Here is a 26,431-nt window from a genome sequence, read left to right as displayed (position 1 = left end):
GGGCCGGTGCGGGTGCGTGGGTGGGTGCGGGTGCGCTTGTGGTGCGGGTTGCCTGCGGCGCCGTCCCCTACCCGCCCCTTCCCGCTGTGTCATTTTGCGGCTGCCGTCGCGTGGCGGGGCGGGCCCCGGGCCCCCGGGACGCCCTTCGGGCGTGTCCTCAAGCGCCGGACGGGCTGTTTTTCAGCCCGTCCGGCGCTTGAGGACCGGGGTCTGGGGCGGAGCCCCAGTTGTGGGAAGGGGCGGGTTGGGGAACAGCCCGCCGCAGGCGCCGTGCCCCGCTCCCGGAAGGCCCGCTCCGCGGACTACCGTTGTCTGGTTCGCGTCGTACGAAGGAGAACCCCTGTGCTCGTGCTCTTGCCGCCGTCCGAAGGAAAGGCCGCCGGGGGCCGCGGCGCGCCTCTGAAGCCGGAGTCGCTGTCGGTGCCGGGGCTGGCCGGGGCGCGGGCCGCGGTGCTCGACGAGCTGGTGGAGCTGTGCGCCGCCGACGAGGAGAAGGCGCGGATCGTCCTCGGGCTGAGCGAAGGGCTGCGCGGCGAGGTCGCCAAGAATCTGGAGCTGCGGACCGCCGGGGCGCGGCCGGCCGGGGAGATCTACACCGGTGTGCTGTACGACGCCCTCGACCTGGCCTCGCTGGACACCGCGGCGCGGCGGCGGGCCGGGCGTTCGCTGCTGGTGTTCTCGGGGCTGTGGGGCGCGGTGCGGGTGGGCGACCGGATTCCGTCGTACCGCTGCTCGATGGGGGTGACGCTGCCGGGGCTCGGCGCGCTCGGGACGTACTGGCGCAGGCCCATGGAGGCCGAGCTGCCCGAGATCGCCGGGGACGGGCTGGTTCTCGACCTGCGGTCGGCGGCGTACGCAACCGCGTGGCGGCCGGCCGGTGAGGTCGCCGGGCGGACCGCGACCGTGCGGGTGCTGCACTCGCAGATCGACGCGGCCGGGGTCGAGAAGAGGTCCGTGGTCAGCCACTTCAACAAGGCGACCAAGGGCCGGATCGTACGGGATCTGCTGATGGCCGGGGCTGCGCCGAAGGGGCCCCGGGAGCTGGTCGAGACGCTGCGGGACCTGGGGTACGCGGTGGAGGTGACGGCTCCGGCGAAGGGCGGGAAGGCGTGGGGGCTCGACGTGGTGGTCAGCCAGATTCACTGAGTGTTGCGCGGTGCGCAACACTCGTTGCATAGAACGCCTGGTGCGCGGCAAGATGGGCGCATGACTTCCGTGCTCGACCTTGCTCCCGTCGTCCCTGTCGTGGTCCTCGATGACGTCGCCGACGCGGTACCGCTGGCCCGTGCGCTGGTGGCGGGCGGGCTCCCGGCGATCGAAGTGACCCTCCGGACGCCCGCCGCCCTCGACTCCATCCGCGCCATCGCGGCGGAGGTGCCCGGCGCGGTGGTGGGCGCCGGCACGGTGATTTCCCCGGCCGGGGTGGCCGACGCGGTCGGCGCCGGAGCGCGGTTCCTGGTGAGCCCGGGGTGGACGGACGGGCTCCTTGACGCGATGAAGGCGTCCGGTGTCCCGTTCCTGCCCGGGGTCTCGACGACCTCGGAGGTCGTGGCGCTGCTGGAGCGCGGGGTGAGCGAGATGAAGTTCTTCCCGGCGGAGGCGGCGGGCGGCACCGCGTACCTCAAGTCCCTCGGGGGCCCGCTCCCCCAGGCCCGCTTCTGCCCGACGGGCGGCATCTCGCTCGCCTCCGCGCCCTCCTACCTGGCGCTGGGCAACGTGGGCTGCGTGGGCGGCAGTTGGATGCTGCCGGGCGACGCGATCGCGGCGAAGGACTGGGCACGCGTCGAGACACTGGCCCGCGAAGCTGCGGCCCTGCGCGGCTGACCCGCCACCGGCACCGCCACCACCACCGCCGCGGTCGGCGGTCGGCGGTCGGCGGTCGGCGGTCGGCGGTCGCGCTGAACGCCGGACCCCCTCGGGCCCGCCTTCAACCAGGCGCGCTTCGGGCCGACGTTCAGCGGGCCCCCGGCCCACGCCCGACCCGCCCACGAGCGGCCGGCTGCGGCACCCGCCCCTCTTCCCTCTTCAGCCGAGCTCCCGCAGAAAGCGCCGCTGGTCGCCGAGGAAGCCGTCCGCGAAGAGCGCCCGGGGCGCGAACAGCGCGGTGAGCGTCAGCCTGGTCTCCGACGCCTCCACCACCTGCTTGACCATGGAGTGCGCCGCGTCCGGGTAGTCGCGGACCTCCAGCGCGCCGGAGCCGTCGAGCACCTCCCGGTAGACCTGCCCGGTCTCGGCGGTATCCACGTTGATGTCACGGCCGGGGAGAGCCAGCAGCACCGGCACACCGCGCAGCGCGCGCAGGTCGGCCGTCGCGTCGGCGGTGTGGTTCCTGAGTACGAATCCCCAGCGGTCGGCGGTCATGCCGTCCGCGTCACCGCCCCGTGCGCGTACGTACTCCTCGAAGGTCGCGCCGCGCGCGAGTAGCCCACGAGTGGTGTCGCTCCTGGCTACCTCCCGCTTCTTACGGGCGGGCGACGCGCCGTCCGCGCGCAGCTCGGCGAGCAGGTGGTAGCGGCCCTGCCTGAGCCAGTTGACGGCGGGCGAGACGGCCACGACGAAGTCCACCCGGGTCAGGGCCGCGACCTTCGGCAGCACCCAGCCGGCCTGGCTGGCGCCCCACAGTCCGACGCGGTCGGCGTCAATGCCGGGGCGAGCGCGGGCCCAGGCGATGGCGGCCGCCGTCTCGTCCGCCCGGTCGTCCATGGACTGGTCGAGCCAGTTGCCCGGGGCGCCCGCCACACCGGGCTTGTCCCAGGAGAGCGTGGCGTATCCGGCCTTGGCGAACGCCTCCCACATCGGCCGGTAGCCGCCCTCGTGGGTGGCGTCGACAGGCCCGTCGCCGTGCACGAACACCACGAGTCCATGCGCGGCCGCACCGTCCCTGGGCGTGGCCAGCACCCCCTGGAGCCGGTGTCCGCCGTGCCGGATCGAGACCCGTTGCTCGTCCATGGCGTAGGTGTTCTGCCAGAGCACCACCCCACCGAGTCCTGCGGCCACAAGCACCAACACGGCAAGCGCGACGAACCACTTCCTGAACCTCCGCATGCGGAGACCGCCCTTCTGAATTCCGAATCATCCCCGAACCCTCTCCACAGAAGCTATCACTTCCGATACGATCGTTTTAGATACGAGCGATTGGAGAGCCCATGACTCACGAGGTCACCATCCGTCGAGGACTGCCCGCCGGGGCCGAGCACCGCGCGGCCGAGCTGTACTGGGAGGCGTTCGGCCGCAAGCTCGGCCCCGCCCTCAACCCGCCTGCGAAAGCAGTGGAGTTCATCGCGGCGCAGCTGAACGCCGACCGTGCGGTCTGCGCGCTCATCGACGGCCGGCTGGTCGGGCTCGCGGGCTACCAGCTGGCGGGCCGGTCCTTCAACCACGGCACCTGGCGCGACGTACTGCGTGCCTACGGGCGGGTGCGCGGGCTGCACCGGCTGCTGATCCTGGCCGTGTTCCACCGCGGGTCCGCGCCGCGCCGCCTGGTGCTCGACGGCATCGCGGTGGACGCGGAGGTCCGGGGCGCGGGCATCGGCGGGCAGCTCATCGAGGAGGTCGCGGCCGTCGCCGCCGAGAACGGCTGCCGCGAGATCAGGCTCGACGTGATCGACGTGAATCCGCGCGCCCGCGCCCTGTACGAACGGCGCGACTTCCACGTCGTACGGACCGAGAAGACGCCGTATCTGCGCGGACTGCTGGGCTTCGGCGCGGTGACGACCATGTACCGTCGGCTGCCGTGAAGTCCGTCGAGGTCCCTACGCGCACGCTCGTCCACGCGCTGATCCGCGCCGACGGAACGGTCCACGCGGATGAGCTGTACGACGTCGCGGCCCTGCTCGGCATGAGTGACCAGCAGGTGCGGCTGACCATCAAACGGCTGGTGACCGACGGCAGGTTCACCCAGGAGGGCCGTGGCCGCAAGGCCCTGCTGCGCACCACCGCCGACACCGAACGCACCCGCGCGCCCGACGTCGAGTTCGTCCGGCACGCCTTCCGGCAGGACGCCGGGCTCGCACCGTGGGACGGCGTCTGGCACCTGGTCGCGTTCGCGGTGCCCGAGGCGAGGCGCACCGCCAGGGACGCGCTGCGCGAGCAGCTGGGCCAGCTCGGCGGCTCACCGCTCCAGGGCGGGCTCTACGTCTGCGCCAACGCGTGGGAGCCGTACGTCGAGGACGAGGCCCGGCGGCTCGGCGTCCTCGACGGCGTCACCTTTGTCCGTACGGACAACCTGCGCCGCGGCGACGAGCAGGACCCCGTCGCACTCGCCCGCGCCCTGTGGCCGCAGCAGGAGATCGCCGCCCGCTACGAGCGGCTTGCCGAGGTCGCCCGGCAGCGGCTCGATCACTTCGGCGCCGCGCGCACGCCGGCCGAGCGGCTCACTGCCGGGGTCGAGCTCGCCGCCGAGTTCACCCGGGCCATGGAACCCGACCCGCTGCTCCCGCCCGAGTTGCTGCCCCGGCCCTGGGCGGGCGCGGTGGCCCGTGAACTCACCGCCCGTTGCTGGGCGTTGCTGGAGCGCCAGGAGACCGCCGACGGCAATACAGAAGCCCGGCCGCGCCTCTTCCAGTTGTACGACGACGTCGTACGGGAAGCGGCGGGCCGGGCCTCGTAGCACCGGCACCGGCACCGGATCGGTGCGGTCAGCGCAGGTGCGACGTGTCGTTGAGGACGCGCAGCGACGCGTTGCCGTCCGTGTAGTACGCCACCGCCGAGAACGACGCCGCCGAGAGTTCCATGCGGAACAGGGACTCGGGCGGGGCGTTCAGGGCCAGCCTGACCAGCGTCTTGACCGGGGTCACGTGGGTGACCAGCAGCACGGTCCGGCCCGCGTGACGCTCCAGCAACCGGTCACGCGCCGCCGAGACCCGGCGGGCCACCGTCTCAAAGCTCTCGCCACCGCCCGTCGGGGCCACCTTCGGGGAGGCGAGCCAGGCGTCCAGGTCGGCCGGGTGCCGCTCGCGGACCTCCGCGAACGTCAGGCCCTCCCACGCGCCGAAGTCGGTCTCGCGCAGCCCGTCCTCGATGCGTACCTCCAGGCCGAGCCGTGCGGCCACCGCGTCCGCGGTCTCACGGCAGCGGCGCAGCGGGGAGCTTACGATCTCCTGGACCGTGCCGCGCGAGGCGACCGAAGCGGCTGCCGCCTCGGCCTGCCGGCGGCCGGCCGCCGACAGCTGCGGGTCGGTGCCGCCGCTGCCGGAGAACCGCTTCTCGGGGGTGAGAACGGTCTCGCCGTGCCGCAGCAGGACAAACGTGGTGGGTGGGCCGAGGTCGGCCGCACCCCAGCCGACGGCGGGCGCAGCGGAGGCGTCCGCGGTGGTCTCCTCGTCGTCGACCGGCAGGGTCAGCAGCGTCTGGGCCGGGGCCCCCGCCATGGCCGCCCGCGCCTTGGCCGCGCCCGCCGCCGCGTCGCCGGGCGGACCCGACGGCGGCAGCACGCGCTCCCGGGCGGGACCGGACTTCAGGGCCGCCATGGAGGCCGACGGCTCCCACTGCTTGCCCTTCTTGCCCGCGTCCATCGCCTCGTTGGCGAGCCGGTCGGCGTGCTTGTTCTTCTCCCGGGGGATCCATTCGTACGTGACCTGGGCACGCGGGAAGATCGTCGCGGCCTCGGCCGCGAGCGGCTTCATGTCCGGGTGCTTGATCTTCCAGCGGCCCGACATCTGCTCGACGACGAGCTTGGAGTCCATCCGGGCGTGCACCCTGGCGTCGGGGTCCAGCGCCCTGGCGGCGCGCAGTCCGGCGATCAGGCCCTTGTATTCGGCGACATTGTTCGTGGCCACGCCGATGTACTCGGCGGCCTCGGCGAGCGTCTCCCCCGTGGTGGGGTCCAGTACGACAGCGCCGTAGCCGGCGGGCCCCGGGTTGCCCCGGGAGCCGCCGTCGGCCTCGATGACGAGGCTGAGTCCCATCCGCTTACAGACCGGACTCGGACGTACGGACCAGGATGCGGTGGCAGTTCTCGCAGCGCAGCACCTCGTCGCGGGGTGCGGCGCGCACCACGCCGATCTCGTGGATGTTGAGCTCCAGGCGACAGCCCTCGCAGCGGCGCTGGAAGAGCCGGGCGGCGCCGACGCCACCCTGCTGGACGCGCAGCTTCTCGTACAGCTTCAGCAGGTCGGCGGGGACGACGCCGGAGACGACCTCGCGCTCCTTGGTGAGCGTGGCCTGCTCGCCGTCGATCTCCTTGTACGCGGCCTCGCGGCGCGCGATCGAGTCGTCGGTCTTGGCCTGGACGGAGGAGACCCGCGCGGTCAGTTCGGTGATGCGCTCCTGGGCGGACTCGCGGCGCTCCATGACTTCGAGGACGACGTCCTCCAGGTCACCCTGGCGCTTGGCGAGCGAGACGATCTCGCGCTGGAGGTTCTCCAGGTCCTTGGGGGACATGGCGGCACCGGAGTCAAGGCGCTGCTGGTCGCGCGCGGCGCGCTGGCGCACCTGGTCGACGTCCTGCTCCGCCTTGATCTGCTCGCGGGCGGTGTCGCTCTCCTCGGTCTGCGCGGCGACGAGCAGGTCGCGCAGCTGGGTGAGGTCCTTGGTGAGCGAGTCGAGCTCGGCGTGCTCGGGCAGCGACGAGCGCCGGTGCGCGAGCTGCGACAGGCGTACGTCGAGGGCCTGGACGTCGAGGAGACGGATCTGGTCGGCGGGCGCGGCGTTCAGTTGGGGGCTCCAGAAGGATCAAGGGGGGCGCGCGGGGCGCTCGTCGGGAGGGCGGAGGACGGGGCGTGGTGGGAAGTCCAGGGGTCGGTGACCTGCGTCGAGACATGGACCCGCAGGTCCCATCCGTTGCGGTCGGAGATCTCGTCGAGCTGCGCGGCGGCCAGCTCGCACCAGGGCCACTCGGTGGCCCAGTGCGCGGCGTCGAGCAGCGCGAGGGGACTCTGTGCGCGGGCCTCGGAGGCCGGGTGGTGGCGCAGATCCGCCGTGAGGTACACGTCGACACCCGCCGCCCGTACGTCCGCGAAGAGGCCGTCGCCGGAGCCGCCGCTGACCGCGACCGTACGCACGATCGCGTCCGGGTCGCCGGCGACGCGGACGCCCTGCGCGGTGGCGGGCAGCCTGGCCGCGGCGCGGGCCGCGAAGTGGCGCAGGGTGGCCGGGGGGTCGAGCTCGCAGATCCGGCCGAGACCGCGGCGGCCCTGGGGGTCGGTGGGGTCGGGCACCAGGGGCCCGGTGACCTTCAGGCCGAGTGCGCCCGCGAGGGCGTCGGACACCCCGGGGTCGGCGGTGTCGGCGTTGGTGTGGGCGACGTGCAGCGCGATGTCGTTCTTGATCAGGGTGTGCACGGCGCGGCCCTTGAAGGTGCCGGCCGAGACCGTCGTCGTACCGCGCAGATAGAGCGGGTGGTGGGTGACGAGCAGGTTCGCGCCGAGCTTCACGGCCTCGTCGACGATCTCCTGGACGGGGTCCACGGCGAACATGACCCGGGTCACTTCGGCGTCGGGATCCCCGCAGACCATACCGACCGCGTCCCAGCTCTCGGCCCGCTCCGGCGGCCAGAGGGCGTCGAGCGCGGCGATGACTTCAGACAGACGGGGCACGGAGGAAAGGCTACCTGCCCACCGTGCCCCGTTGGCCATGGCTTGTATGCCCGGTCTGCGGGCGGGGCCAAAGGCCCCTGCTTGCGAGGTGACCGCCACCGGCGCATCGCCCAGCACACGCGCCCCCGCATTCTCAGCCGAAGCACGTAATAGCCATCCATTTGTGTGAAGAGGGAGGTCTCGTGTTGTTCGGCAGGGAGTGCGAAAACTAGCTTCAGTCACCGGAGGTGACTTATCGATGACAGCCTGTGCCATCGAGACCGCCCCGGCCGACGACGTGGTGGGAGCGGCCATGTTCACGATCACCGCGGACGGCTCCTACGCCGCGCGGCTGGCGGGTGAGGGCGAGGCCCGGTTCCCCGAGCGCTGGACGCTCGACGGACCCGAGCCCTACGCCGTACCGCTGCCCGCGGACCAGCCCGAGGAGCCGGACACCGGGCTGCTGCCGCTGACGGACGGGCGGGTGCTCATCCACCGCAGGGTGGCGGGGCGGCACGCCTTCTCGCTGCTCTACCCGACGGGACCCGCGACGGGGGAACTGCCGGTCGGCGCGGTGGAGTGCGGGCACCTGACCCTGCTGCCGCCCGCGCCCGACGGCGTCAGCGCCTACGCGCTGGCCGTGGGCGAGAGGTCCACGGCGGTGTGGCAGGTGGCGGGCGGCGCCTTCGGGCCCGAGCACGTCGCGGAGGTCGCCGGGCGCTGCTCGGGCGGCGTGTGGCTCGACCGCACGGGGCGGATGCTGGCCCTGGACCGGGAGAGCGAAGGGGTCACCAAGGCGGTGGCGGTCGACCTGGAGCGGGGCGGCGAGACGACGCCACTGCTGCAGATCGCGGAGCGCAGCAACGACCGGCTGCTGCTCGCCGACGCGGACAGCGGGCTGCTGCTGATCCGCTCGGACGCCCCGGGGCACGACCGGCTGGGGTGGGGGGTCCTGGGCAGCTACCGCCCGGTCCGCTTCCCGGAGTGCCTGCGGCTCGCGGACGCGGCGCTCTCCCCGTTCGCCGTGCAGCCGGGTCAGGTGCTGATGCCGGAGAGCTGCGCGGTGGCGCTGCGGGTCGACGGGGCGGCGGGGACCTGGCTGGGGATGTGGCGGCCGGCGGAGCGGCAGCTGACCCAAGTGGCGGCGCCCGATGGGTGGTTGGCGGGGGCCGGGACCTGGACGCGGGAGGGGGTGCTGCGACTGCCGTACGCGACCGCTGCCGTGCCGTGCGGGGTGGCCCGTACGCACGCGCCGCCGCCCATGGTCACCGAACCCGCACAGGCTGAAGCGGTGGTGGAAGCCGCAGGTGGGGAACCGTCCGGCGACTCTGTGCCTCTTGTGGTGTGCAAGCCGGTTCCACTGCAGCAGGCGCCGCTCACCGGGCGCATCACGGCTGGTTAGACTTTCGCTCTGGACGACGAGCCGTACCGGCCGGATACCCACGGTGACAATGCCGGTCATGGTTCATGTACGTGCAAACAGCGATCACTTTGGGGTGACTTCCCACCATGTACGAAACCGGAACCGACCCGGCCCAGGGGCGCTCTCAGGGCGAGGCCGACGGCTCAGGAAAGCACCGAGGCGGGGCGGCGACGATGGAGGAAACGGCGGCCGAGGTCCATGGCCGCCACCGCCTGACGCCGGGAGACAGCAGTAACCGATAGAGATGTGACGGCGAAGGGCCCGTACCGAATTGCTTTCGGTACGGGCCCTTCGCCGTTGGCCGTGCGCGGTCAGCGGCGCCTGCCGACCGCGTACGCGAGACCCCACGCGGCGGCTGCGGCCCCTCAGGACCGCTTGAGACCCAGTACCTCGGCCGCGGCGAACGTCTCGTGCGCGGGCCGCTCCTCGTAGTACGGGGAGAGCAGCTCGTCCAGCTCGTCGAAGGTGAAGGTCTCCTTCGCCGAGTCGAACTTGGCCGCCACCTTGGGGCGTTCGACGATCGCGACCATGCCGCCGTGGACAACAAGCAGCTGGCCGTTGACCTTGGCCGCCGCCGGGGACGCGAGATAGCCGACCAGCGGGGAGACGTGCTCGGGGGCGAGCGCGTCGAGCCGGCCGCCCGTCGGCTCGGCGAAGCCGGCGAAGACGTCCTCGGTCATCCGGGTGCGGGCGCGCGGGCAGATCGCGTTGGCCGTGACCCCGTACTTGCCCAGCGCCAGCGCCGTCGAGGTGGTGAGGCCGACGATGCCGCCCTTGGCCGCCGCGTAGTTGGGCTGGCCCGCGGAACCGGCCAGGAAGGCCTCCGACGACGTATTGACGATACGGCCGTAGACCGGTCCGCCCGCCTCCTTGGAGCGGGCGCGCCAGTGGACCGAGGCGAAGTGGGTGGTGTTGAAGTGCCCCTTGAGGTGGACCCGTATCACCGAGTCCCACTCGTCCTCGGTCATCGAGAACACCATCCGGTCCCGGAGGATGCCCGCGTTGTTGACCAGGATGTCCAGCTTCCCGTACGTGTCGACGGCCAACTGGACCAGCGCACCGGCCTGTTCATGGTCCGAGACATCACCGAGGTCCGCGACGGCCTGCCCGCCGGACGCGCGGATCTCGGCGGCGACCTCATCGGCGGGAGCGGCCGAGGCCTCGCCCGAACCGTCGCGCCCCGGCTGCCCGTAGTCGTTGACGACGACGCTCGCGCCGAGCCGGGCCAGTTCCAGGGCCTCCGCCCGGCCCAGGCCGCGCCCGGCGCCCGTGACGATCGCGGACAGGCCTTCGAGTGGCAGTGACATGCGAGGTCCCTTCGTGTCCTGTCGTGCCCTGTCGTATCCTGTCGTGTCCTCAGATTTCGATGCAGGTGCGCAGGGCCTCGCCGGTGCGCATCTGGTCCAGGGCGTCGTTGATCGAGTCGAGCCGCACCCGGTGGGTGATCAGGCCCTCCAGATCGATCCGGCCCGCGCGCCACAGGGCGATGGCCCGCTCGTACGAACGGAGCACGTCCCCGCCGCCGTACATGGACGGCAGGATCCGCTTCTCGTCGAAGAACAGCTCGAACATGTTGACCTGGAAGAGGTCGTCCATGGCGCCCGCGCCGACGATGCACAGGGTGCCGCCGCGACGGGTCGTCTCGTACGCGGTCCGCGCGGTGGCGGCCTTGCCGACGACCTCGAAGACGTAGTCGAAGCCCTCGCCCGCCGTGATCCGCTGCTTGGCGTCGCCGAGTTCGTCGGGCGAAACGGCCTCGGTCGCACCGAACCTGAGCGCCGCCTCGCGCCGCGAGGCGACCGGGTCGACGGCGACGATCTGCGCGGCGCCCTGGACCCGCGCGCCCTGGATCGCCGAGATGCCGACGCCGCCGCAGCCGATGACGGCGACCGACGAACCAGCCTCCACCTGGGCAGTGTTGATGGCCGCGCCGAGCCCGGTGGTCACACCGCAGCCGATGAGCGCGGCGATCTCGAACGGCACGTCGTCGGGGATCGGGACGGCGCAGCCGGCGCCGACCACGACCTCCTCGGCGAAGGTGCCCGTGCCGGCGAAGCCGAAGACCTCGCCGCCGGGGCGCTTGAAGTTGGGGACGCCGGAGTTCATGAGGCTGGTCAGACACAGATGGCTCTGGCCGCGCTTGCACGACGCGCAGGCGCCGCACGCGGGCAGCCAGCAGACCAGAACCCGGTCCCCCTGGCTCAGCCCGGTGACGCCGTCCCCGATGTCGATGACCTCGCCCGCGCCCTCGTGGCCGGGGACGAAGGGCGCGGGCTGCGGCAGCACGCCGTTCATCGCGGAGATGTCGGAGTGGCACAGTCCGGTGGCCCGGATGCGGAGCTTGACCTTGCCGGGACCGAAGCCCACGGTCTCGACGTCGTCGAGCACTTCGAGCTTGTCCTGCCCTATCTCGTGCAGTACGGCTGCGCGCACGGTACGGCTCCCTTCTCAGGTGTGTACGACGGTGGTGTCGGCCAGGACCGGTGCGTCGTCCCGCTCCACAGCGGTGACCGACACCTGGACGCGCCCCGGCGACTGCCACATACGGACGCGCAGGGTCTCGCCCGGGTATACGACCCCGGCGAAGCGGGTGTTGTACGACGTCACCCGTGCGACCTCGCCGCCGAGCACGGTGTCGACGACGGCCTTGAGCGTCATCCCGTACGAGCACAGGCCGTGCAGGATGGGCCGGTCGAAGCCGCCGAGCTTGGCGAACTCGGGGTCCGCGTGCAGGGGGTTCCAGTCGCCGGACAGCCGGTAGAGGAGCGCCTGGTCCTCACGGATGAACTTCTCGACGGTCAAGTCGGGTGCGCGGTCGGGGAGTTCGAGCCGCTGCGAGGGACCGCGCTCGCCGCCGAAGCCGCCTTCGCCACGTACGAAGATCTGCGCGTCGCAGGTCCACAGCGGCCCCGCGTCGTCGGCCGCCTCGGTGCGCAGCACGATGACGGCCGCCTTGCCCTTGTCGTACACCGCCTCGACCCTGGAGGTCTGAACGGCCTTGCCCTTGACGGGGATCGGCCGGTGCAGCTCGACGGACTGGCCGCCGTGCAGCACCTGGGTGAGGTCGACGTCGATGCCGGGCGCCGCGAGTCCGCCGAGCGAAGCCATGCCCGCGCCCGCGACGGTGGCGAAGCTCGGCAGTACGTGCAGCCTGGATTCAAGGGTGTAGCGCAGCTCGTCGGGGTCGGTGGCCGGAAGGCCGGCGCCGAGACCGAGGTGGTAGAGCTGGATGTCCTTGTGGTCCCAGGCGATCTCGCCGGATCGGGGCTCCGCGGCGACGGCCTTGGCGGCATCGATGGGCATGGATGCGTGCTCCTTGAGGGAGGGAAGACCTCGGTGCGACCGTCCGCACCGTCGGCCGCACCGAGGTCGTACGGGACCGGCCGCGAACCGCCCGTTCTAGAACGCGTTCTAGGCCGATGGCCCCTATATATAACGCACGCCCGGATACTTGTGAAGACTGCTGACGCAACGTCAGATAGCCCCGGTACTTTTGTCCCGCCCGAGTCCGTACAAGCGCATCTACCGGTGCACCGCCCGTCTCCGTAGCGTCCTGGGTATGACGACAACAAGGGATGAATCGCCCGCGGTGACCCTCGCGGGAGCGACCGGGAACGTAATCGCGGCGCCGCGCGCGGAGGACAGGTCGTGCGGCGAGGACGGGACGGCGTGCGGGGAGGACGGCATGATCTCCACCATGGACGGTCCGAAGAAGTGGAAGCGGTATCGGCTCCCGGGAGCGCCGGACGGCTACAAGATGCTGCCGTGGCTGCTGCTCGGACTCGGCGGGCTGGCCAGTCTCCTGCGGGGCGACGCCTCGAACCCCTGGCTGGGCGGGGCCGGGCTCCTCACCTTCAACACGCTCTACATCTACGTCGTATTCCGGTCCTTCGACAAGCGGACCCGGAGGAGCCGCTCGGTCCTGCTGGCCCTGGCCGGGATGGCGGCCGTCACCTACGGCCTCGCCATCGGCTACGGCGGCGGCTGGCGGCTCTTCTTCCCCCTCCTCGCGCTGGCCTGCGGCACCGTCCTGCCCAGGAAGGCGCTCGGCCCGGCGATGCTGGTCCTCGGCGCATCCGCCGGGGTCATCGCTACCTGGGACGGCGGCGACCCGTGGACCGCGGCGGCCGTCGGCTACGGCACGGCACTCTCCGGCGTGGTGACCTCCGCGATCCTCTCCCTCGCCGAAACGGTGCGTGAGCTGCGCGCCACCCGCGAGGAGCTCGCCCACGCCGCGGTCGAGAAGGAACGCCTGCGCTTCTCCCGCGACCTGCACGACCTCCTCGGGCACACCCTGTCGGTGATCGTGGTGAAGTCCGAGGCCGCCCGCCGCCTGGCCCCGCGCGACCTGGACGCAGCCCTGTCCCAGGTCTCCGACATCGAGTCCGTGGGCCGCCAGGCCCTCACCGAGATCCGCGAGGCGGTCACCGGCTACCGCGAGGGCAGCCTGACCACCGAGCTTGCCGGGGCCCGCTCGGTGCTCGACGCCGCCGGCATCAAGTCGCTCGTACGCCGCACGGGCTCCCCGCTCGCCCCGCAGACGGAGGCACTGCTCGGCTGGGTGGTGCGGGAGGCCGTCACCAACGTCGTACGGCACAGCGGCGCGACGCGCTGCGGGATCACGGTGGACAGCTCACCCGAACGCGTCCATCTGAAGATCACGGACAACGGCCGGGGCGTAGGCTCCGAGCAGCCGGTCGGCCGGATCGGCGACAACGGGCTGAAGGGCCTCACCGAGCGCCTCACGGCGGCCGGCGGCACACTCGACGCAGGTCCCTCCACCCACGGCGGCTTCCTGGTGAGCGCCGAACTGCCCGTCGGCACCGACCTGGAACTGGAGCCCACCCCGTGATCAGAGTTCTCCTCGCCGAGGACCAGGGCATGATGCGCGGCGCGCTGGCGCTGCTGCTCGGTCTGGAGGAGGACATCGAGGTGGTGTCGCAGGTGGGGGCCGGCGACGAGATCGTGAACGCCGCGCTGCTGTCGCGCCCCGATGTGGCGCTGCTCGACATCGAACTCCCGGGCATGAGCGGGCTCGACGCCGCGGCGCTGCTGCGCGACGAGGCGCCCGACTGCCGGGTGCTGATCCTGACCACCTTCGGCAGGCCCGGCTATCTGCGGCGCGCGATGGAGGCCGGGGCGGCGGGCTTCCTGGTCAAGGACGGGCCGGTGGAGGAGCTGGCGGAGGCGATTCGCCGGGTACTGACCGGCGAGACCGTCATCGACCCCGCGCTGGCCGCCGCCGCGCTCAGCGCGGGGCCGAGCCCGCTCACCGCGCGCGAGTGCGACGTACTGAACGCGTCCGTGGACGGGGCGACCGTCGCCGACATCGCGACGAAGCTGCACCTGTCGGAGTCGACGGTACGCAACTACCTCTCGGCGGCGATCGGCAAGACCGGCACCCGCAACCGCATGGAGGCGGTGCGGTCGGCGCGGCAGCAGGGCTGGCTGTAGCACCGGCTATTGAAAGGCCGCCTCTACGCCGCGCTCTTGCGCCGCGGCAGCCAGATCAGCATCAGCACCGCCCCGGCGAGCAGCGCCGCCGCTCCCGCCCGGAACGCCAGCGCGTAACCGGCCGTCAGCGCCTCCGGGGTCACCGCGCCGCCGGTCCTGGACGCCGCGATCGTCGAGAGCACGGCCAGACCCAGGGCGCCGCCCATCGTGCGCGAGGTGTTGATCAGGCCCGACAGGAGCCCGGCGTCACCCGGCGCTCCGGCCGAGGTGGCGAGCGAGGCCAGCGGGGTCGCGGCGAGCCCTGCGCCCACCATCATCAGGATGCCGGGGCCGAGGATGGCGCTCGCATACGAACCGTCGGCGCCCATCGTGGACTGCCACGCCATGCCCACGGCCGCCACCAGGGTGCCGGTGATCGCGACCTGGCGCGCGCCGGTCCTGGCCATCAGGCGCGGGGCGAGCTTCGCGCCGATGACCACACTCAGGGAGCTGGGGATGAGGGCAAGCCCGGCGCCGAGCGGGGTGTAGCCCAGCACGTTCTGGGCGTACAGCGTCATGAAGAACCACATCGAGAACATCGCGGAGCCGTTCACGAACATCGCCGCGTTCGCCGCCGACACTGCCCGGAGGCGGAAGAACTTGAGCGGCATCAGCGGCGCCTTCGTCCGCGCCTCCACGGCCACGAAGAGGCCGAGCAGCAGCAGACCCGCGACGAGCGGCACCAGCGTGGCCGCCGCCCCCCAGCCCTCCGCCTCGGTCTGCACGATCCCGTAAGTGAGGGTCGCGAGACCGGCCGTGACCAGCAGCGCGCCGGGCAGGTCGAGCCGCCGGCCGTCCTTGGCGTGGCTCTCGACGATCCACACGGCGGCCCCGGCGAGCACCAGCGCGCCGATCGGTACGTTGATCAGCAGCACCCAGCGCCAGGACAGGCCGTCCGTGAGTACGCCGCCGACAAGCCCGCCCGCGGCCCCGCCGCCCGCGCCCACCGCCGACCAGGTCCCGATGGCCCGCGCACGGGCCGCGCCCTCGGGGACGGCCGAGGTGAGGATGGTGAGCGTGGCGGGCGCCAGAACGGCCGCGCCCAGCCCCTGCACCGCGCGGGCGGCCAGCAGATGCCACTCCTGCTGCGCGAGTCCGCCCGCGAGCGAGGCCGCGGTGAACAGCCCGAGCCCGACCAGGAAGGTCCGCTTACGGCCGAAGAGATCCGCGGCGCGCCCGCCGAGCAGCATGAAGCCGGCGAAGGCGATCGCGTACGCGTTGACCACCCATTGCAGGCCGGCGGCGCTGAGCCCGAGGTCGGACCGCATCGACGGCAGCGCGACATTCACCACGGAGACGTCGAGGACCACGAGGAACTGTCCGGCGCAGGCGGCGAGAACGACGAGCCAGGTGCGGGTGGTGGGGCGGGTGGGAGGTATGACGGTTTCGGACGGGGCTTGGACCATGGGCGTCATGGTCGCAGCATTCGATTGCCCCGTACATGCGTATTTCGAAGCAGGGGATGCGGGCCGCAAGACCTAGGCCGCGGGGCGGGAATGAGGGGTGGGCGCCTGCGGCGGGCTTGCTCCCCACCCCGCCCCTTCGCGAAACGGGGGCGAGCCCCGGACCCCGGGACGCCCTGCGGGCGTGTCCTCAATCTCCCCCCGCAGGCAACCCCCACCCGCACCCCACCCCCCTCACCCCCGCCGCAACACCGTCACCACCGCCGCGCCCCCCAGCCCGATGTTGTGCGCGAGCCCGACCCGCGCCCCCGCCACCTGCCGCGCCCCCGCCTCCCCCCGCAACTGCCACGTCAGCTCCGCCGCCTGCGCGAGGCCCGTCGCGCCCAGCGGGTGCCCCTTGGAGATCAGCCCGCCCGACGGATTGACGACCCAGCGCCCCCCGTACGTCGTCGCCCCGCTCTCCACGAGCTTCCCGGACTCGCCGTCCGCGCACATGCCCAGCGCCTCGTACGTCAGCAGCTCATTGACGGAGAAACAGTCGTGCAGCTCGACGACGTCGACGTCCTCGATGCCAAGACCGGAGATCTCGTACACCTGCCGCGCCGCCGCCCGCGACATCGGCTTGCCGACCACATTGATGCACGAGCCCGAGGCGAAGCTCTCCTCGGTGTCCGTCGTCATGGACTGCGCGGCGATCTCGACGGCCTTGTCGTGCAGACCGTGCTGGACGACAAAGCGTTCGGAGACGACAACCGCCGCCGCCGACCCGTCGGAGGTCGGGGAGCACTGGAGCTTGGTGAGCGGCCGGTGGATGGTCTTCGCGGCAAGGATCTCGTCGACGGTGTACGGGTCCTGGAACTGGGCGTACGGATTGTTGACGGAGTGCCGGTGGTTCTTGGCGCCGACCGCGGCGAGCTGCGCCTCGGTCGTGCCGTACCGCTCCATGTGCTCGCGGGCGGCGTTGCCGAAGATCTGCGCGGTGGGCGGGGTCATCTCGAAGCCGTGCTTCGCGGCCATGACGCCGTAGTGGCGCGCCACCGGAGAGGTCGCGAAGTCTCCGCCGTCCGTGCCCCCGCCGAGCGCGCCCCGCTTCATCTTCTCGAAGCCGAGCGCGAGAACGCAGTCGCTGATGCCGCCCTCGACGAACTGCCTGGCCATCATCAGCGCCGTGGATCCGGTCGCGCAGTTGTTGTTGACGTTGTAGACGGGGACACCGGTCAGGCCGAGTTCATACGCCGCGCGCTGGCCGGCGGTGGAGGCCTGGAAGCAGTACCCGACGGGCACCTGCTGCACCTGGTCGTACGAAATCCCCGCATCGGCCAGCGCCTTGGTCCCGGCTTCCTTGGCCATGTCCCAGTACTGCCAGTCGCGGCTCTCGGGCTTCTCGAACTTCGTCATCCCGACACCGACGATGTATGCCTTCATCAGCTGGTCTCCCCTTCAATTTCAGTCGCGCTTCAGTCGCGCTTCAGTCGCGCGGCAGGCCGAGGATCCGCTCGGCGACAACATTGAGCTGAACCTGGGTGGTGCCGCCCGCGATGGTCAGGCAGCGCGACATCAGGAAGCCGTGCACGGCGCGCTCCCCCGCCCCCTCACGCACCGCGCCCCCGGGACCGAGCAGTTCGAGGGCCAGCTCGGCGACCTTCTGCTGGTGCGGGGTCTGGACGAGCTTGCGGACGCTGGCGCCCGCGCCCGGTTCGAGCCCGAAGACCTGCTGGATGGTCGTGCGCAGCCCGATGCAGGCGAGGGCGTGCGCCTCGGCCGCGAGCGCCCCGATGCGCGCCCGGTACGCGCCGTCCAGTTCCGCCGACCGTTCGATCAGCGCTTCGAGCCCGGTGTCGAAGGTCATCTGGTCGGCCATGTGGACGCGTTCGTTGCCGAGGGTGTTACGGGCGACCTTCCAGCCGTCGTCCACCTGCCCCACCACGGCGTCGGCCGGCAGCAGTACGTCGTCGAAGTAGACCTCGTTGAAGAGCGAGTCGCCGGTGATCTCCTTGAGCGGGCGGATGTCGATGCCGTCGGTGGCCTTCATGTCGAGGACGAAGTAGGTGAGCCCCTTGTGCTTGGGTGCGTCCGGGTTCGTACGGGCCAGCAGAATCCCGTAGTCGGCCCACTGGGCGGCGCTCGTCCACACCTTCTGGCCGTTGATCCGCCAGCCGTCGTCCGTCCGCTGCGCCCTCGTCCGCAGCGACGCCAGGTCCGATCCGGCCTCCGGCTCCGAGAACAGCTGGCACCAGAGCACTTCGCCGCGCAGCGTCGGCGCCAAGTAACGCTCCTGCTGCTCAGGGGTCCCGTACGCAAGGAGCGAGGGCACCACCCAGGTGCCGATCCCCAGGTCGCTCACCTTCACGCCCGCATCGCGCATTTCCCGCTGTACGGCGAGCTGTTGCACGGGCCCGGCGCCAAGACCGTACGGCTCGGGCAGGTGCGGGGCGGCGTACCCGGTGGGCGCGAGCGCGCGGCGGGCGGCGCCCGGGTCGAGCCCGCGCGCCCCCGCGATCGCCTCGCGCGCCTGGTCCCGGTACGCGTCCGCCGAGCGCGGCAGCTCCAGCCTGAGCTCCCGGCGCACGCCGCCCGCCGCGAGCCGTACGGCGCGCAGCCGGTGCGCGTCGCCCGCGCCGAGGAGCTGCCGGGCGACGAGCGCCCTGCGCAGATACAGGTGGGCGTCGTGTTCCCAGGTGAAGCCGATGCCGCCGAGGATCTGCACGCAGTCCTTGGCACAGCTGAAGGCGGCGTCGACGGCGGTGGACACGGCGAGCGCGGCAGTGAGCGTACGAACCTCCGCAGCCGCAGCAAGATCCGGAACCGGCGTGCCCACACCCGTCCCCGCGTCCTCGTCGGCCGCCCGCGCCGCGTCCCACACCAGGGCGCGCGCCTGCTCGACGCGTACGAGCATGTCGGCACAGAGGTGCTTGATGCCCTGGAACTGCCCGATGGGGCGCCCGAACTGCTCACGCACCTTCGCGTACTCGACGGCCGTGTGCAGCGCCCAGCCCGCCGTCCCGCACGCCTCCGCCGCGTACAGCAGCGCCGCCAGATCCCGCACGAGCGCCGTGTCGACGCCGAGCTCCCGGCCCGCGGGCACCTCCACGCCCCGCGCCACCACTTCGGCCGTCGGCCGGGTCGGGTCCGCGCTCTCCTGTGTGCGCACCGCGAGCGCCGAGGCGTCCACCGCGAGCCAGACCGGGCCGTGCGCCGCGTCGGCGGCCAGCACGATCAGGTCGGCCTGCGCCGCCCCGAGCACCGGGGGCGCGGTCCCGTCGAGCACATGCCCGCCGCCCTCCACGGCCACGGCGGTGAGGGTGCCGGGGCCGAGCGCCACGGCTCCGATCCGCTCACCGCCCGCGAGCCCGGCGGCCAGTTCCCGCAGCCCGGCCCGGTGCAGTACGGCGGAGGCGAGGACGCTCGGCAGGAAGGGCCCCGGCAGGGCGGCCCGCCCGGTCTCCTCAAGGACGACGGCGAGGTCGAGCAGCCCGCCGCCCCCGCCGCCGTACTCCTCGGGCAGATGCAGCCCGAGCAGCCCGAGCTCGGCCAGCCCGTCCCAGTAGGCGGGTCTGCCGGGCTGCCCCGGCTCCGCGTCGAGAAGTTTGCGCACGTCCTGCGGAGGTACGGTCCGCGCGACCCAGCCACGCACCGCCTCGGCCAACTCGCGTTGCTCACGCGTGATTCCGATACCCATGGCGCGCACACTAGAACACGTTCCATTCTGACGGAAGGTCAGATGGTAAAGCTGCTGGTAACCGGGGGCGGACTGCCGGTTGTCCTGTACCAGTGGATCTTGCATAGGTCGGCTCTACTTTGCACAAGATCTTGCATTGGTCAGCGTGACCTTGCATCGATGGGCAACGTTAGCTCGTCGTGATTCGGTCGTTAGATGCGTTGTATGGCGGAGCAACAGAACCTTCGGTGGGGAACTTCGAGGTCGGGTACATCGACCCGGACGGGTCGGAATTCCGGCGACCACGTGCCGGTACGCGCCTTCAACTCGTACAAGGGCCAGCGGAATCTGCCGGGATTGTGGTGGTCATCTACGGCCGGCGGGCACATCGGGTACGAGTCGTGGCTTGAGCGTGATCACTTGATGCTGCTGGACTTCGACCCGTCGGTGGTCGGAGTGTCCGCGCAGCCGTTCTGGCTCTTCTGGAAGTCGGAAAAGGGCAAGGTCATCTCGCACGCGCCGGACTACTTCGCGCGGCGGGATGACGCCACGGCAATCGTGATCGACTGCCGTCCTGCGGACCGGCGCCAGCCTCGGGACTGGGCGAAGTTCGAGGCGACGCAGGTGGCCTGTGATCGGGCAGGGTGGGAGTTCCGACTGGTTGGTGCCCCGGACGAGATCGTGCTGGGGAATGTGCGATGGCTCGCGGGCTATCGGCACCCTCGGCACCGGGTGGACCCGGTGGCTGCCCAACTGCGAGCGGTGTTCAGCGAACCGTGTCCGTTGTTGGACGGAGCTCTGCTTGTCGGTGATCCGATCGCGGTGCTGCCGGTGTTGTTCCATCTCCTTTGGCTCCACGATCTGGTGGTGGATGTGTCGGTCCCGCTGCATGCCATGTCACTGGTCTCACCGGGAATAGCGTGATGGCCCGTGAGAACGCCTCGGTGCTGCGGCCTGGCGACTGGGTGACCTACGACGACAGTGATCACCAGGTGGTGGCCCTGTCGGGAACGTCGGTACGACTGCGCTCGCAGGATGGGGCGGCTGCCGCCCGGCGCCGAGCCAGGCACAATCCCGCCGCCCGAGTACGACCCAGTGGTCCGCTCGGTGGCGGATCGGGTGATGACGAAGGCAACCGAGTTGGGCGTGAGTCTGCGAACCGTTCAAGGCAAGCGATCGCGCTACTCCCAGCAAGGGGTGTGGGGTCTGGTCGACCAGCGCACGGTGCGGATTTCCGAGGTGACGAGTCGGACCGATGCCCGACTGGTCGCGGCGATCCGGGAAGCCATCGACGCGGAGACTGAAACCTCCACCGGAACCCGCTCGCGGCTGATCCGCCGCGTGATCAAAATGGTTGAGGCCACCCACGGGGTCGGAGTCGTGCCACTGCCGAGCAAGAACACCTTCTACCGGCTCGTCGACGCGCTTTCCACCGGCCGACACACCTTCGGCTCCGCCGTCACCCGGCGCCAGACAGCCAACCGGCCCGAGGGGCCGTTCACACCGACGTTCGCGGCCAGACCTGGGGAACAGGTACAGATCGACTCCACCCCGCTGGACGTGATGGTGGTGCTCGATTCCGGACTGACCGCCCGCGCGGATCTGACGATCGCTGTCGACGTTTCCACCCGCACGATCTGCGCCGCCGTGCTGCGGCCGATGGGCACGAAGGCGGTGGACGCCTCGCTGCTGCTGGCCCGGATGCTGGTGCCGGAACCGATGCGTCCGGGCTGGTCGAAGTCGCTTCGGATGGCGGCTTCTCGGATGCCGCACCGGCGCTTGCTAGACGCGGATGCGCGGATGGAACAGGCCGCCGCGAAACCGGTGATCGTGCCGGACACTGTCGTCATCGATGGCGGGAAGGTATTCATCTCGGAAACCTTCATTCGTGCCTGCAACCGACTCGGGGTCTCAGTCCAAAGAGCACGTCCACGCACCCCTACGGACAAGGCCATCGTGGAGGCGACTTTCTCCGCGATCAACACCTTGTTCTGCCAGCACGTCGCCGCTTATACCGGCCCGAACGTCTCTCGCCGGGGCGATCGGGTGGAGGCGCACGCGGCCTGGACGATTCCCGAACTCCAAGACTTGCTGGACGAGTGGCTTCTCGACGGCTTTACCAACCGCAGGAGCTCGGATACCTGCTCTGAACTGCGACGATTCATAGACTACATGTCCGTGACGGCGTGTTGGGGTCGTTGTTGTAGCTCGTCCGGGTGGTCTCATGGGCCAGCCCGTCCACCGGGACGGTGGACGGGCCGTGAGGTGGTCAGCGAGGCAGGATCACGTCGCTGTTCCCGGGTCGGGGACGCGGGCTTCGAGGTCGGCGACACGCCAGTCTGGAAGTGGAGGTTGGAGCGGGCTGCCTTTGGCCTTGGTAGTCCTCGCCGAAATGCCGGGCTATTTGATGCGGTCGAGGAAGTCCAGCACTCGATCGGTAGCCTGCGTTGCGGCGTGTTCGTCGTGCGACGGCAGGCTGCTGTCGGTGAACAGGTGCCTGTCGCCGGGGTAGAGGAACAGTTCGGCATCCGCCGCCGTCGCGACGAGCGCCCGGGCTGCGTCCACATCGCCCTCCCTGGCGAAGAACGGATCCGCGTCCATGCCGTGGACCTGGACCGGGACATCGTGGGGCCAGGCGCCGCCGAACTCCGCGACCGGGACGCATGCCTCCAGCAGCAGCGCACCCTTTGCGCCGGGGCGGGTCTGGGCCAGCTTCTGCGCCGGCAGGACGCCGAGCGAGAACCCGAGGTAGACGAGTTCCGCAGGCAGCCCCTCGGCGGCGGCGGTTCCGCGCGCGATGACCGTGCCGAACCCGGCGTCCTCGGCGTAACCCATGCCCTCCCCGAGGCTGTCGAATACCTGCCCCTCGAACAGGTCCGGGACGTGGACGGTGTGTCCGGCCCGTCGCAGCTGCTCGGCGAACTGACGGACGCCGACGGTCAGCCCGTGCCCGTGGTGGAAAACCAGCACCTCAGCCATGTCGCTCCCCTCGTGCTGCGGCACCCGGGCGGCGCCGCAGCACGAGTATGGCCCGCACCACTGACATCTGCGGGTCGTAGCCGGACGGGGTCAGATCGTTGAAGCCGGATCGGTGAGGCGGGCTTCGAGGTCGGCGACGCGCCGGTCTTGGAAGCGGAGGTTGGAGCGTGCGGCCTTGAGGCGCTCGTCGAGGGTACGGTTGTCGGTGGTGAGCTGGCGGACTCGCTGCTTGAGGGTGGTGTTCTCGGTGGTGATCCGCTGGATGGCCTCCTCGGTCCACTCGGCCTGCAAGTCCCGCACCTGGCCGAGGAGTTCGCCGATACGGGTCCGCTGGGCGAGGATCTCGCCGTGAGCTGCTTTGAGGGCCTCTTCGGCGTTCAGGGCACGTTCGCGCCAGGTCGCCTCGCGCTCATCGTCCTGATCAGCGAGCAACTGGGTCCGGCGTTCGCCGACCTCGACCATCGCGGTAGCGACCGCGGTTCTGGCCTCGGCGTTGTCATAGAGGAAGGTGCGTGAGACGTCGGCGCGACGGGCGACGGCGGCGACGTGGCCGAGGTAGCGGCGGACGTGCGTCAGGCTTGCCCCGGCCCGCAGCAGGCTGGTTGCCAGACTGTGGCGGGCCTGGTGGGGGACCCACTTGGCTTTCCGTGTCACCGACCGGTTCAGGGCCGACTGGGAAGCCACACAGCAGTTCTGTGGTCGGGTAGCCGGATCACGTTGCCGTGACCCGGCCCCCTCAGAACCGGACGTGCGACTTTCACCGCATCCGGCTCAAGCAAGCCCCATGGGTTTCGCAGGTCAGCAGGGTTATGTGGTCCTTTCGCTGTCGCCAGCGTGATGCTGGCGGTGGCATTCGGAGTGCACGAGGCGAAGGTTGGTCCGCTCGTCCGTGCCGCCGTCTCGCCGGTAGGTGAAGTGATGCTTGTGGAGCATCTTCTTCGAGGCCGCGAACCAGTTGATCCACTCGCGTGGACTGTCCGGTTCGTACTCGGCTCCGGCGATCAGCGCCTGCTTGCAGAGAGGACAGAGCCCCTGCTGCCGGACCGCCAGGAGAAGACTCGTCTTGTCCATCGGCGGTGGCGCTTTCCTGCGGCGGCGGTTCCGCCAGTACTCGGTCAGAGCGGGGTCGTCCGGGGACGCTCCGCCCTTGACGAGCTGGTGGCGGACGATGCCGGTCCAGGCGAACTTGATGAGGAAGGCGCCGCTGTTGCGGTCGCCGAACACCCACCGGTCTCGCCGGGACGGGTGGAACCTGCCGAAGTACCGGTCCACGACCCAGTGACTCGACTTGTTGCGGTGACGCCGTCTGGCCCATTTGAAGGTCAGCCGCCACATGTAGTGATCCAGCGACGAGAACGTCGTCGTGGATGCCACCGCCCGGTAGTAGGCCGCCCAACCGCGAACGATCGGGATCAGCCTGCGCAACACGGCCTCGGCATTGGACCCGTGCAGGGTCTTCACCTCGGTTCGTAGTCGCGCCCGGAGCCTCGCGCAGGCTGCTGTGCTCGGCTTGATGATCAGCTTTCCGCCCGTGCGGCGGACGGTGAAACCGAGGAAGTCGAATCCCTTATCGAGGTGGACGACCTGGGTCTTCTCCTCGTTGAAGCGAAGCCCCCTCGGCTCCAGCCAGTCCTCCAGCCGGGCCCTGACCTGGTGCACCTGTTCTTCGTCGTGACAGAGCACGACGAAGTCATCGGCATACCTCACCAGCACCGGAGTGCCCGGCATCGCGCCGGGCTCACGCCCGGCCCGCACCGTGTATTGGCACCCTGCGGCCTGTTCCAGTCCGTGCAGAGCAACGTTCAGCAACAGCGGGCTGATCACACCGCCTTGAGGAGTCCCCTCCTCGGTCGGTGCAAACCGGCCGCGGTCGATCACGCCCGCCTTCAGCCATCCCACGATCAGATCCCTGGCGGGGAACTGGCCGAGCATGGTCATGAGGTGGGTGTGGTCGATGCGGTCGAACGCCGCCGACAGGTCCGCGTCCAGGACCCACAGACGCTTCGGGTTCTTGCCCTTCACCGTCCAGAAGATCGCGGATATCGCGTCCTGGCAGCTGCGGCCGGGCCGGAAGCCGTAAGACCTCGGCTCGAACCGCGCTTCCCACTCGGGTTCCAGCGCGTTCTTCACGCGGGCCTGGAGGACCCGGTCACGGATGACCGGGATGCCGAGCGGTCGCTGTTTCCCGTTGCTCTTCGGGATGAACACTCGCTTGACCGGCCTGGCCTTCCAGGGCTTCGACGACCGATGGATCTCGGCAGCCAAGGTGCCTCTCGCCTTCGGCGTGAGGGCCCGTTCCCCGTCGATGCCAGCGGTCATGCGACCACTGCTCTGCTGCGTCACCCGCTTCACGCTGATCAACGTGTTGCTGCGGCTTCGCAGCATGAGCTTCTGCAAGTTGCGGACCTTCTTCAGGTCCCCGTCCTGCGTCGCCTTGAAGATCCTCTGCCTCAGCCGCCGTACGTTCTCCTCGCAGGTGGCCCAGTCGATGCCGTGCCAGTCGAGTAAATCGTCCTCGGGTCCGTTCACCGCAGGCGAGAACGTCACGACAGGTGTCGTGATCTTCATGTTCGCCTCCGGTGTCTAACTTGTCCCTCGGTTCCGGCTTCCTTGCAGTGGTGACTTCAAAGGCTCACCTGATCCACGTGGGCGCCCTTTCGGGCCGGGCCACCAGGGCCCGTATCCGGCGAGTTATACGAGAGCGGGTGAAGGTCCCGATCTCCCGGTTTCCTCTGGCCTTTCGGCCCGCCGGCCTTCGCTTCTTGGATCTTCCTTCTCCCACCGGGGAGTTCAGCCTTCCTTACGGTTGGCCTACCAAGCCGGGTGGCTTGGACCCCGTCGGGGTTTCCACGTTCCGCACCAGTAAGACGCGGCTGGGGGTGGGCGCCCCCTCTACCCCGGAACCAGCGGTGTCCTCCCTCCGAGCTCAGTTACCCGGAGGTCGCTTGGTGCCTTCCAGCACCGGGTCCTGTGACCGCCGCCAACACGCCATCGACGCGGTCTTAAAATCACGAGGCATCATCGAGGGTTCACTTTCGTTCGCCCGTCCAGCCTTCCCCTCACCTGTTGCACCCCGATGGCCGGGACGCTCTCGGGCTTGAACGCTCCGCTTCACACCCCGCCGTTACCAGCGACGCATGGGAGCGCGGGGACGGGCCCTGGACACTGGCCCGAAGTCCAGCCTCCTCAACTTCCCTTCATACGACTGTCCTTACTTACCTGGTGCGACCTCGTGTCGCACACCGAGCGCTTCAGTTGGTGTCGGCGTACGCCTGAATGTGCACAGTCGCGTACAGCAGAACGTGCATGGCGGCTCCTACTGGCCATGGGCGTTCAGGGAAAGCCGTGTAAGTGCCCGCCGCGGAGGAAAGCAATCCTGCATGGACCAGGGGACAGCAGCAGTACTCGGTGCCGGCATCGGTGCAGCAGGTGCTGCCCTCACAGCCTTGGCAACCGCATGGGCTATCCGATGGCAGTCCCGCTTCCACGCAGCCACCGCGGATGAGCAGTGGCGGCGCGAAGCACGCCGGAGCGCCTACATCGGTGCCGTAACAGCTGGGCGCAACATGTCCTGGAACACGGGAAGACTGCGGGACAACCTCACTGAGGACCAGCGCAGCGAGGTACTGCTCGCGTCATTGCAAGCGCGATCAGACCTACTCCAGGCGGCACAGGTTGTGGGGCTGGAAGGCCCTGAATCCGTAGCCGATGCCCTCCGCCCCGTCGTCGCCCTGGCCTGGGAAGTGACCGCCGTCGCTCGTGACTCAACCAGTCCGGCGGAAGGGAGAACTCTTCACGATGTCCATAGGGAATTAGCCAGGGCGCTGGCTGATTTCCGTGTCGCGGCCCGTCAGATTCTTCACGCCGACGGGTGATGAGCCGATCATCCCCCTCTCGTCGCCGATGGCCTGGAGAATTCGTTCGCCCTGTGCACGTTCGCGTGTACCAGGCTGGGCATTTA

General features: G+C 70.6%; 21 protein-coding genes and 1 pseudogene. 9 read left to right on the top strand and 13 right to left on the bottom strand.

From position 1 onward, the window contains the following. Window positions 1-342: 342 nt before the first annotated feature. Window positions 343-1,146 (top strand): peroxide stress protein YaaA, encoded by an 804-nt coding sequence (gene yaaA, locus ABCR94_RS33290; protein ID WP_347124601.1) that lies wholly within the window; start codon window positions 343-345, stop codon window positions 1,144-1,146. 60 nt (window positions 1,147-1,206) lie between these two features. Continuing rightward, the gene (gene eda, locus ABCR94_RS33285; protein WP_347124600.1) at window positions 1,207-1,824 is read left to right on the top strand and encodes a bifunctional 4-hydroxy-2-oxoglutarate aldolase/2-dehydro-3-deoxy-phosphogluconate aldolase; all 618 of its coding nucleotides are present in this window, start codon (window positions 1,207-1,209) and stop codon (window positions 1,822-1,824) included. Window positions 1,825-2,025: 201 nt separating this feature from the next. Here eda and ABCR94_RS33280 read toward each other — a convergent pair whose 3' ends face one another. Further along, window positions 2,026-3,045, bottom strand: a complete 1,020-nt coding sequence (locus ABCR94_RS33280) for a serine aminopeptidase domain-containing protein (protein WP_347124598.1) — start codon at window positions 3,043-3,045, stop codon at window positions 2,026-2,028. 101 nt (window positions 3,046-3,146) lie between these two features. Between ABCR94_RS33280 and ABCR94_RS33275 the strand changes: the two genes are divergently transcribed. Both ABCR94_RS33275 and ABCR94_RS33270 read left to right on the top strand, forming a co-directional pair. Continuing rightward, entirely contained in the window at window positions 3,147-3,737 is a 591-nt protein-coding gene (locus tag ABCR94_RS33275; protein WP_347124597.1) for a GNAT family N-acetyltransferase, read from the top strand. Further along, window positions 3,734-4,609 (top strand): PaaX family transcriptional regulator C-terminal domain-containing protein, encoded by an 876-nt coding sequence (locus tag ABCR94_RS33270; RefSeq protein WP_347124595.1) that lies wholly within the window; start codon window positions 3,734-3,736, stop codon window positions 4,607-4,609. Before ABCR94_RS33275 ends, ABCR94_RS33270 begins: the two co-directional genes overlap by 4 nt. A gap of 28 nt (window positions 4,610-4,637) precedes the next feature. Here ABCR94_RS33270 and ABCR94_RS33265 read toward each other — a convergent pair whose 3' ends face one another. The 3 genes from ABCR94_RS33265 to ABCR94_RS33255 are packed head-to-tail and all read right to left on the bottom strand — an operon-like array spanning window position 4,638 to window position 7,535. Beyond that, the gene (locus ABCR94_RS33265) at window positions 4,638-5,906 is read right to left on the bottom strand and encodes a bifunctional RNase H/acid phosphatase (RefSeq protein WP_347124593.1); all 1,269 of its coding nucleotides are present in this window, start codon (window positions 5,904-5,906) and stop codon (window positions 4,638-4,640) included. Window positions 5,907-5,910: 4 nt separating this feature from the next. Next, window positions 5,911-6,654 (bottom strand): zinc ribbon domain-containing protein, encoded by a 744-nt coding sequence (locus tag ABCR94_RS33260; protein ID WP_347124760.1) that lies wholly within the window; start codon window positions 6,652-6,654, stop codon window positions 5,911-5,913. Further along, window positions 6,651-7,535 (bottom strand): Nif3-like dinuclear metal center hexameric protein, encoded by an 885-nt coding sequence (locus tag ABCR94_RS33255; RefSeq protein WP_347124591.1) that lies wholly within the window; start codon window positions 7,533-7,535, stop codon window positions 6,651-6,653. Before ABCR94_RS33255 ends, ABCR94_RS33260 begins: the two co-directional genes overlap by 4 nt. Before the next feature lie 238 nt (window positions 7,536-7,773). On the opposite strand from ABCR94_RS33255, the gene ABCR94_RS33250 reads away from it, so the two are divergent. Beyond that, window positions 7,774-8,916 carry a hypothetical protein gene (locus ABCR94_RS33250; RefSeq protein WP_347124589.1) on the top strand — a complete coding sequence of 381 codons (1,143 nt, stop codon included), beginning with the start codon at window positions 7,774-7,776 and terminating at the stop codon, window positions 8,914-8,916. Between the two features lie 386 nt (window positions 8,917-9,302). On the opposite strand, the gene ABCR94_RS33245 is transcribed toward ABCR94_RS33250, so the two are convergent. The 3 genes from ABCR94_RS33245 to chsH3 are packed head-to-tail and all read right to left on the bottom strand — an operon-like array spanning window position 9,303 to window position 12,240. Next, window positions 9,303-10,244, bottom strand: coding sequence for a 3-oxoacyl-ACP reductase (locus ABCR94_RS33245; protein WP_347124587.1), 942 nt, complete (start codon window positions 10,242-10,244; stop codon window positions 9,303-9,305). 49 nt (window positions 10,245-10,293) lie between these two features. Beyond that, the gene (locus tag ABCR94_RS33240; protein WP_347124585.1) at window positions 10,294-11,370 is read right to left on the bottom strand and encodes a Zn-dependent alcohol dehydrogenase; all 1,077 of its coding nucleotides are present in this window, start codon (window positions 11,368-11,370) and stop codon (window positions 10,294-10,296) included. Between the two features lie 15 nt (window positions 11,371-11,385). Beyond that, the gene (gene chsH3 / locus ABCR94_RS33235) at window positions 11,386-12,240 is read right to left on the bottom strand and encodes an enoyl-CoA hydratase ChsH3 (protein ID WP_347124584.1); all 855 of its coding nucleotides are present in this window, start codon (window positions 12,238-12,240) and stop codon (window positions 11,386-11,388) included. 394 nt (window positions 12,241-12,634) lie between these two features. Between chsH3 and ABCR94_RS33230 the strand changes: the two genes are divergently transcribed. Continuing rightward, window positions 12,635-13,789, top strand: a complete 1,155-nt coding sequence (locus tag ABCR94_RS33230; RefSeq protein WP_347124758.1) for a sensor histidine kinase — start codon at window positions 12,635-12,637, stop codon at window positions 13,787-13,789. Then, window positions 13,786-14,391 (top strand): response regulator, encoded by a 606-nt coding sequence (locus ABCR94_RS33225; protein WP_347124582.1) that lies wholly within the window; start codon window positions 13,786-13,788, stop codon window positions 14,389-14,391. The genes ABCR94_RS33230 and ABCR94_RS33225 overlap by 4 nt, the downstream gene beginning before the upstream one ends. A 23-nt stretch (window positions 14,392-14,414) precedes the next feature. Here the strand turns inward: ABCR94_RS33225 and ABCR94_RS33220 are convergent, their stop codons facing one another. The 3 genes from ABCR94_RS33220 to ABCR94_RS33210 all read right to left on the bottom strand — a co-directional run bounded on the left by ABCR94_RS33220 (window position 14,415) and on the right by ABCR94_RS33210 (window position 19,512). After that, window positions 14,415-15,845, bottom strand: a complete 1,431-nt coding sequence (locus tag ABCR94_RS33220; RefSeq protein WP_521978396.1) for an MFS transporter — start codon at window positions 15,843-15,845, stop codon at window positions 14,415-14,417. A gap of 222 nt (window positions 15,846-16,067) precedes the next feature. Further along, window positions 16,068-17,258: a lipid-transfer protein gene (locus tag ABCR94_RS33215; protein ID WP_347124578.1), complete on the bottom strand. Its 1,191-nt coding sequence runs from the start codon at window positions 17,256-17,258 to the stop codon at window positions 16,068-16,070. A 43-nt stretch (window positions 17,259-17,301) separates the two neighbouring features. Beyond that, the gene (locus tag ABCR94_RS33210) at window positions 17,302-19,512 is read right to left on the bottom strand and encodes an acyl-CoA dehydrogenase family protein (protein ID WP_347124576.1); all 2,211 of its coding nucleotides are present in this window, start codon (window positions 19,510-19,512) and stop codon (window positions 17,302-17,304) included. Between the two features lie 285 nt (window positions 19,513-19,797). On the opposite strand from ABCR94_RS33210, the gene ABCR94_RS33205 reads away from it, so the two are divergent. Both ABCR94_RS33205 and ABCR94_RS39295 read left to right on the top strand, forming a co-directional pair. Beyond that, window positions 19,798-20,415, top strand: a complete 618-nt coding sequence (locus ABCR94_RS33205) for a TnsA-like heteromeric transposase endonuclease subunit (RefSeq protein ID WP_347124575.1) — start codon at window positions 19,798-19,800, stop codon at window positions 20,413-20,415. Between the two features lie 111 nt (window positions 20,416-20,526). Next, window positions 20,527-21,432: pseudogene (locus ABCR94_RS39295) on the top strand (integrase); the annotation flags it as partial. Between the two features lie 459 nt (window positions 21,433-21,891). On the opposite strand, the gene ABCR94_RS33195 reads toward ABCR94_RS39295, so the two are convergent. From ABCR94_RS33195 to ltrA, 3 genes are all read right to left on the bottom strand, one after another. Then, a complete protein-coding gene (locus tag ABCR94_RS33195) occupies window positions 21,892-22,470 on the bottom strand; it encodes a dienelactone hydrolase family protein (RefSeq protein WP_347124571.1) in 579 nt (192 codons plus the stop codon). Between the two features lie 90 nt (window positions 22,471-22,560). Next, window positions 22,561-23,154 (bottom strand): tyrosine-type recombinase/integrase, encoded by a 594-nt coding sequence (locus tag ABCR94_RS33190; RefSeq protein WP_347124569.1) that lies wholly within the window; start codon window positions 23,152-23,154, stop codon window positions 22,561-22,563. A 123-nt stretch (window positions 23,155-23,277) separates the two neighbouring features. Continuing rightward, window positions 23,278-25,038: a group II intron reverse transcriptase/maturase gene (gene ltrA, locus ABCR94_RS33185; RefSeq protein WP_347124351.1), complete on the bottom strand. Its 1,761-nt coding sequence runs from the start codon at window positions 25,036-25,038 to the stop codon at window positions 23,278-23,280. Window positions 25,039-26,431: the final 1,393 nt, after the last annotated feature.

Source organism: Streptomyces changchenzhani (assembly GCF_039766235.1).
Lineage (GTDB): Bacteria > Actinomycetota > Actinomycetes > Streptomycetales > Streptomycetaceae > Streptomyces.
This window is presented reverse-complemented; position numbering and strand designations above follow the sequence as displayed.

Coding starts and splice junctions, on each gene's coding strand:
- eda (WP_347124600.1), top strand. CDS start 1,207: ATGACTTCCGTGCTCGACCTTGCTCCCGTCGTCCCTGTCGTGGTCCTC.
- ABCR94_RS33280 (WP_347124598.1), bottom strand. CDS start 3,045: ATGCGGAGGTTCAGGAAGTGGTTCGTCGCGCTTGCCGTGTTGGTGCTT.
- ABCR94_RS33275 (WP_347124597.1), top strand. CDS start 3,147: ATGACTCACGAGGTCACCATCCGTCGAGGACTGCCCGCCGGGGCCGAG.
- ABCR94_RS33265 (WP_347124593.1), bottom strand. CDS start 5,906: ATGGGACTCAGCCTCGTCATCGAGGCCGACGGCGGCTCCCGGGGCAAC.
- ABCR94_RS33250 (WP_347124589.1), top strand. CDS start 7,774: ATGACAGCCTGTGCCATCGAGACCGCCCCGGCCGACGACGTGGTGGGA.
- ABCR94_RS33245 (WP_347124587.1), bottom strand. CDS start 10,244: ATGTCACTGCCACTCGAAGGCCTGTCCGCGATCGTCACGGGCGCCGGG.
- chsH3 (WP_347124584.1), bottom strand. CDS start 12,240: ATGCCCATCGATGCCGCCAAGGCCGTCGCCGCGGAGCCCCGATCCGGC.
- ABCR94_RS33230 (WP_347124758.1), top strand. CDS start 12,635: ATGGACGGTCCGAAGAAGTGGAAGCGGTATCGGCTCCCGGGAGCGCCG.
- ABCR94_RS33220 (WP_521978396.1), bottom strand. CDS start 15,845: ATGACGCCCATGGTCCAAGCCCCGTCCGAAACCGTCATACCTCCCACC.
- ABCR94_RS33215 (WP_347124578.1), bottom strand. CDS start 17,258: ATGAAGGCATACATCGTCGGTGTCGGGATGACGAAGTTCGAGAAGCCC.
- ABCR94_RS33210 (WP_347124576.1), bottom strand. CDS start 19,512: ATGGGTATCGGAATCACGCGTGAGCAACGCGAGTTGGCCGAGGCGGTG.
- ABCR94_RS33195 (WP_347124571.1), bottom strand. CDS start 22,470: ATGGCTGAGGTGCTGGTTTTCCACCACGGGCACGGGCTGACCGTCGGC.
- ltrA (WP_347124351.1), bottom strand. CDS start 25,038: ATGAAGATCACGACACCTGTCGTGACGTTCTCGCCTGCGGTGAACGGA.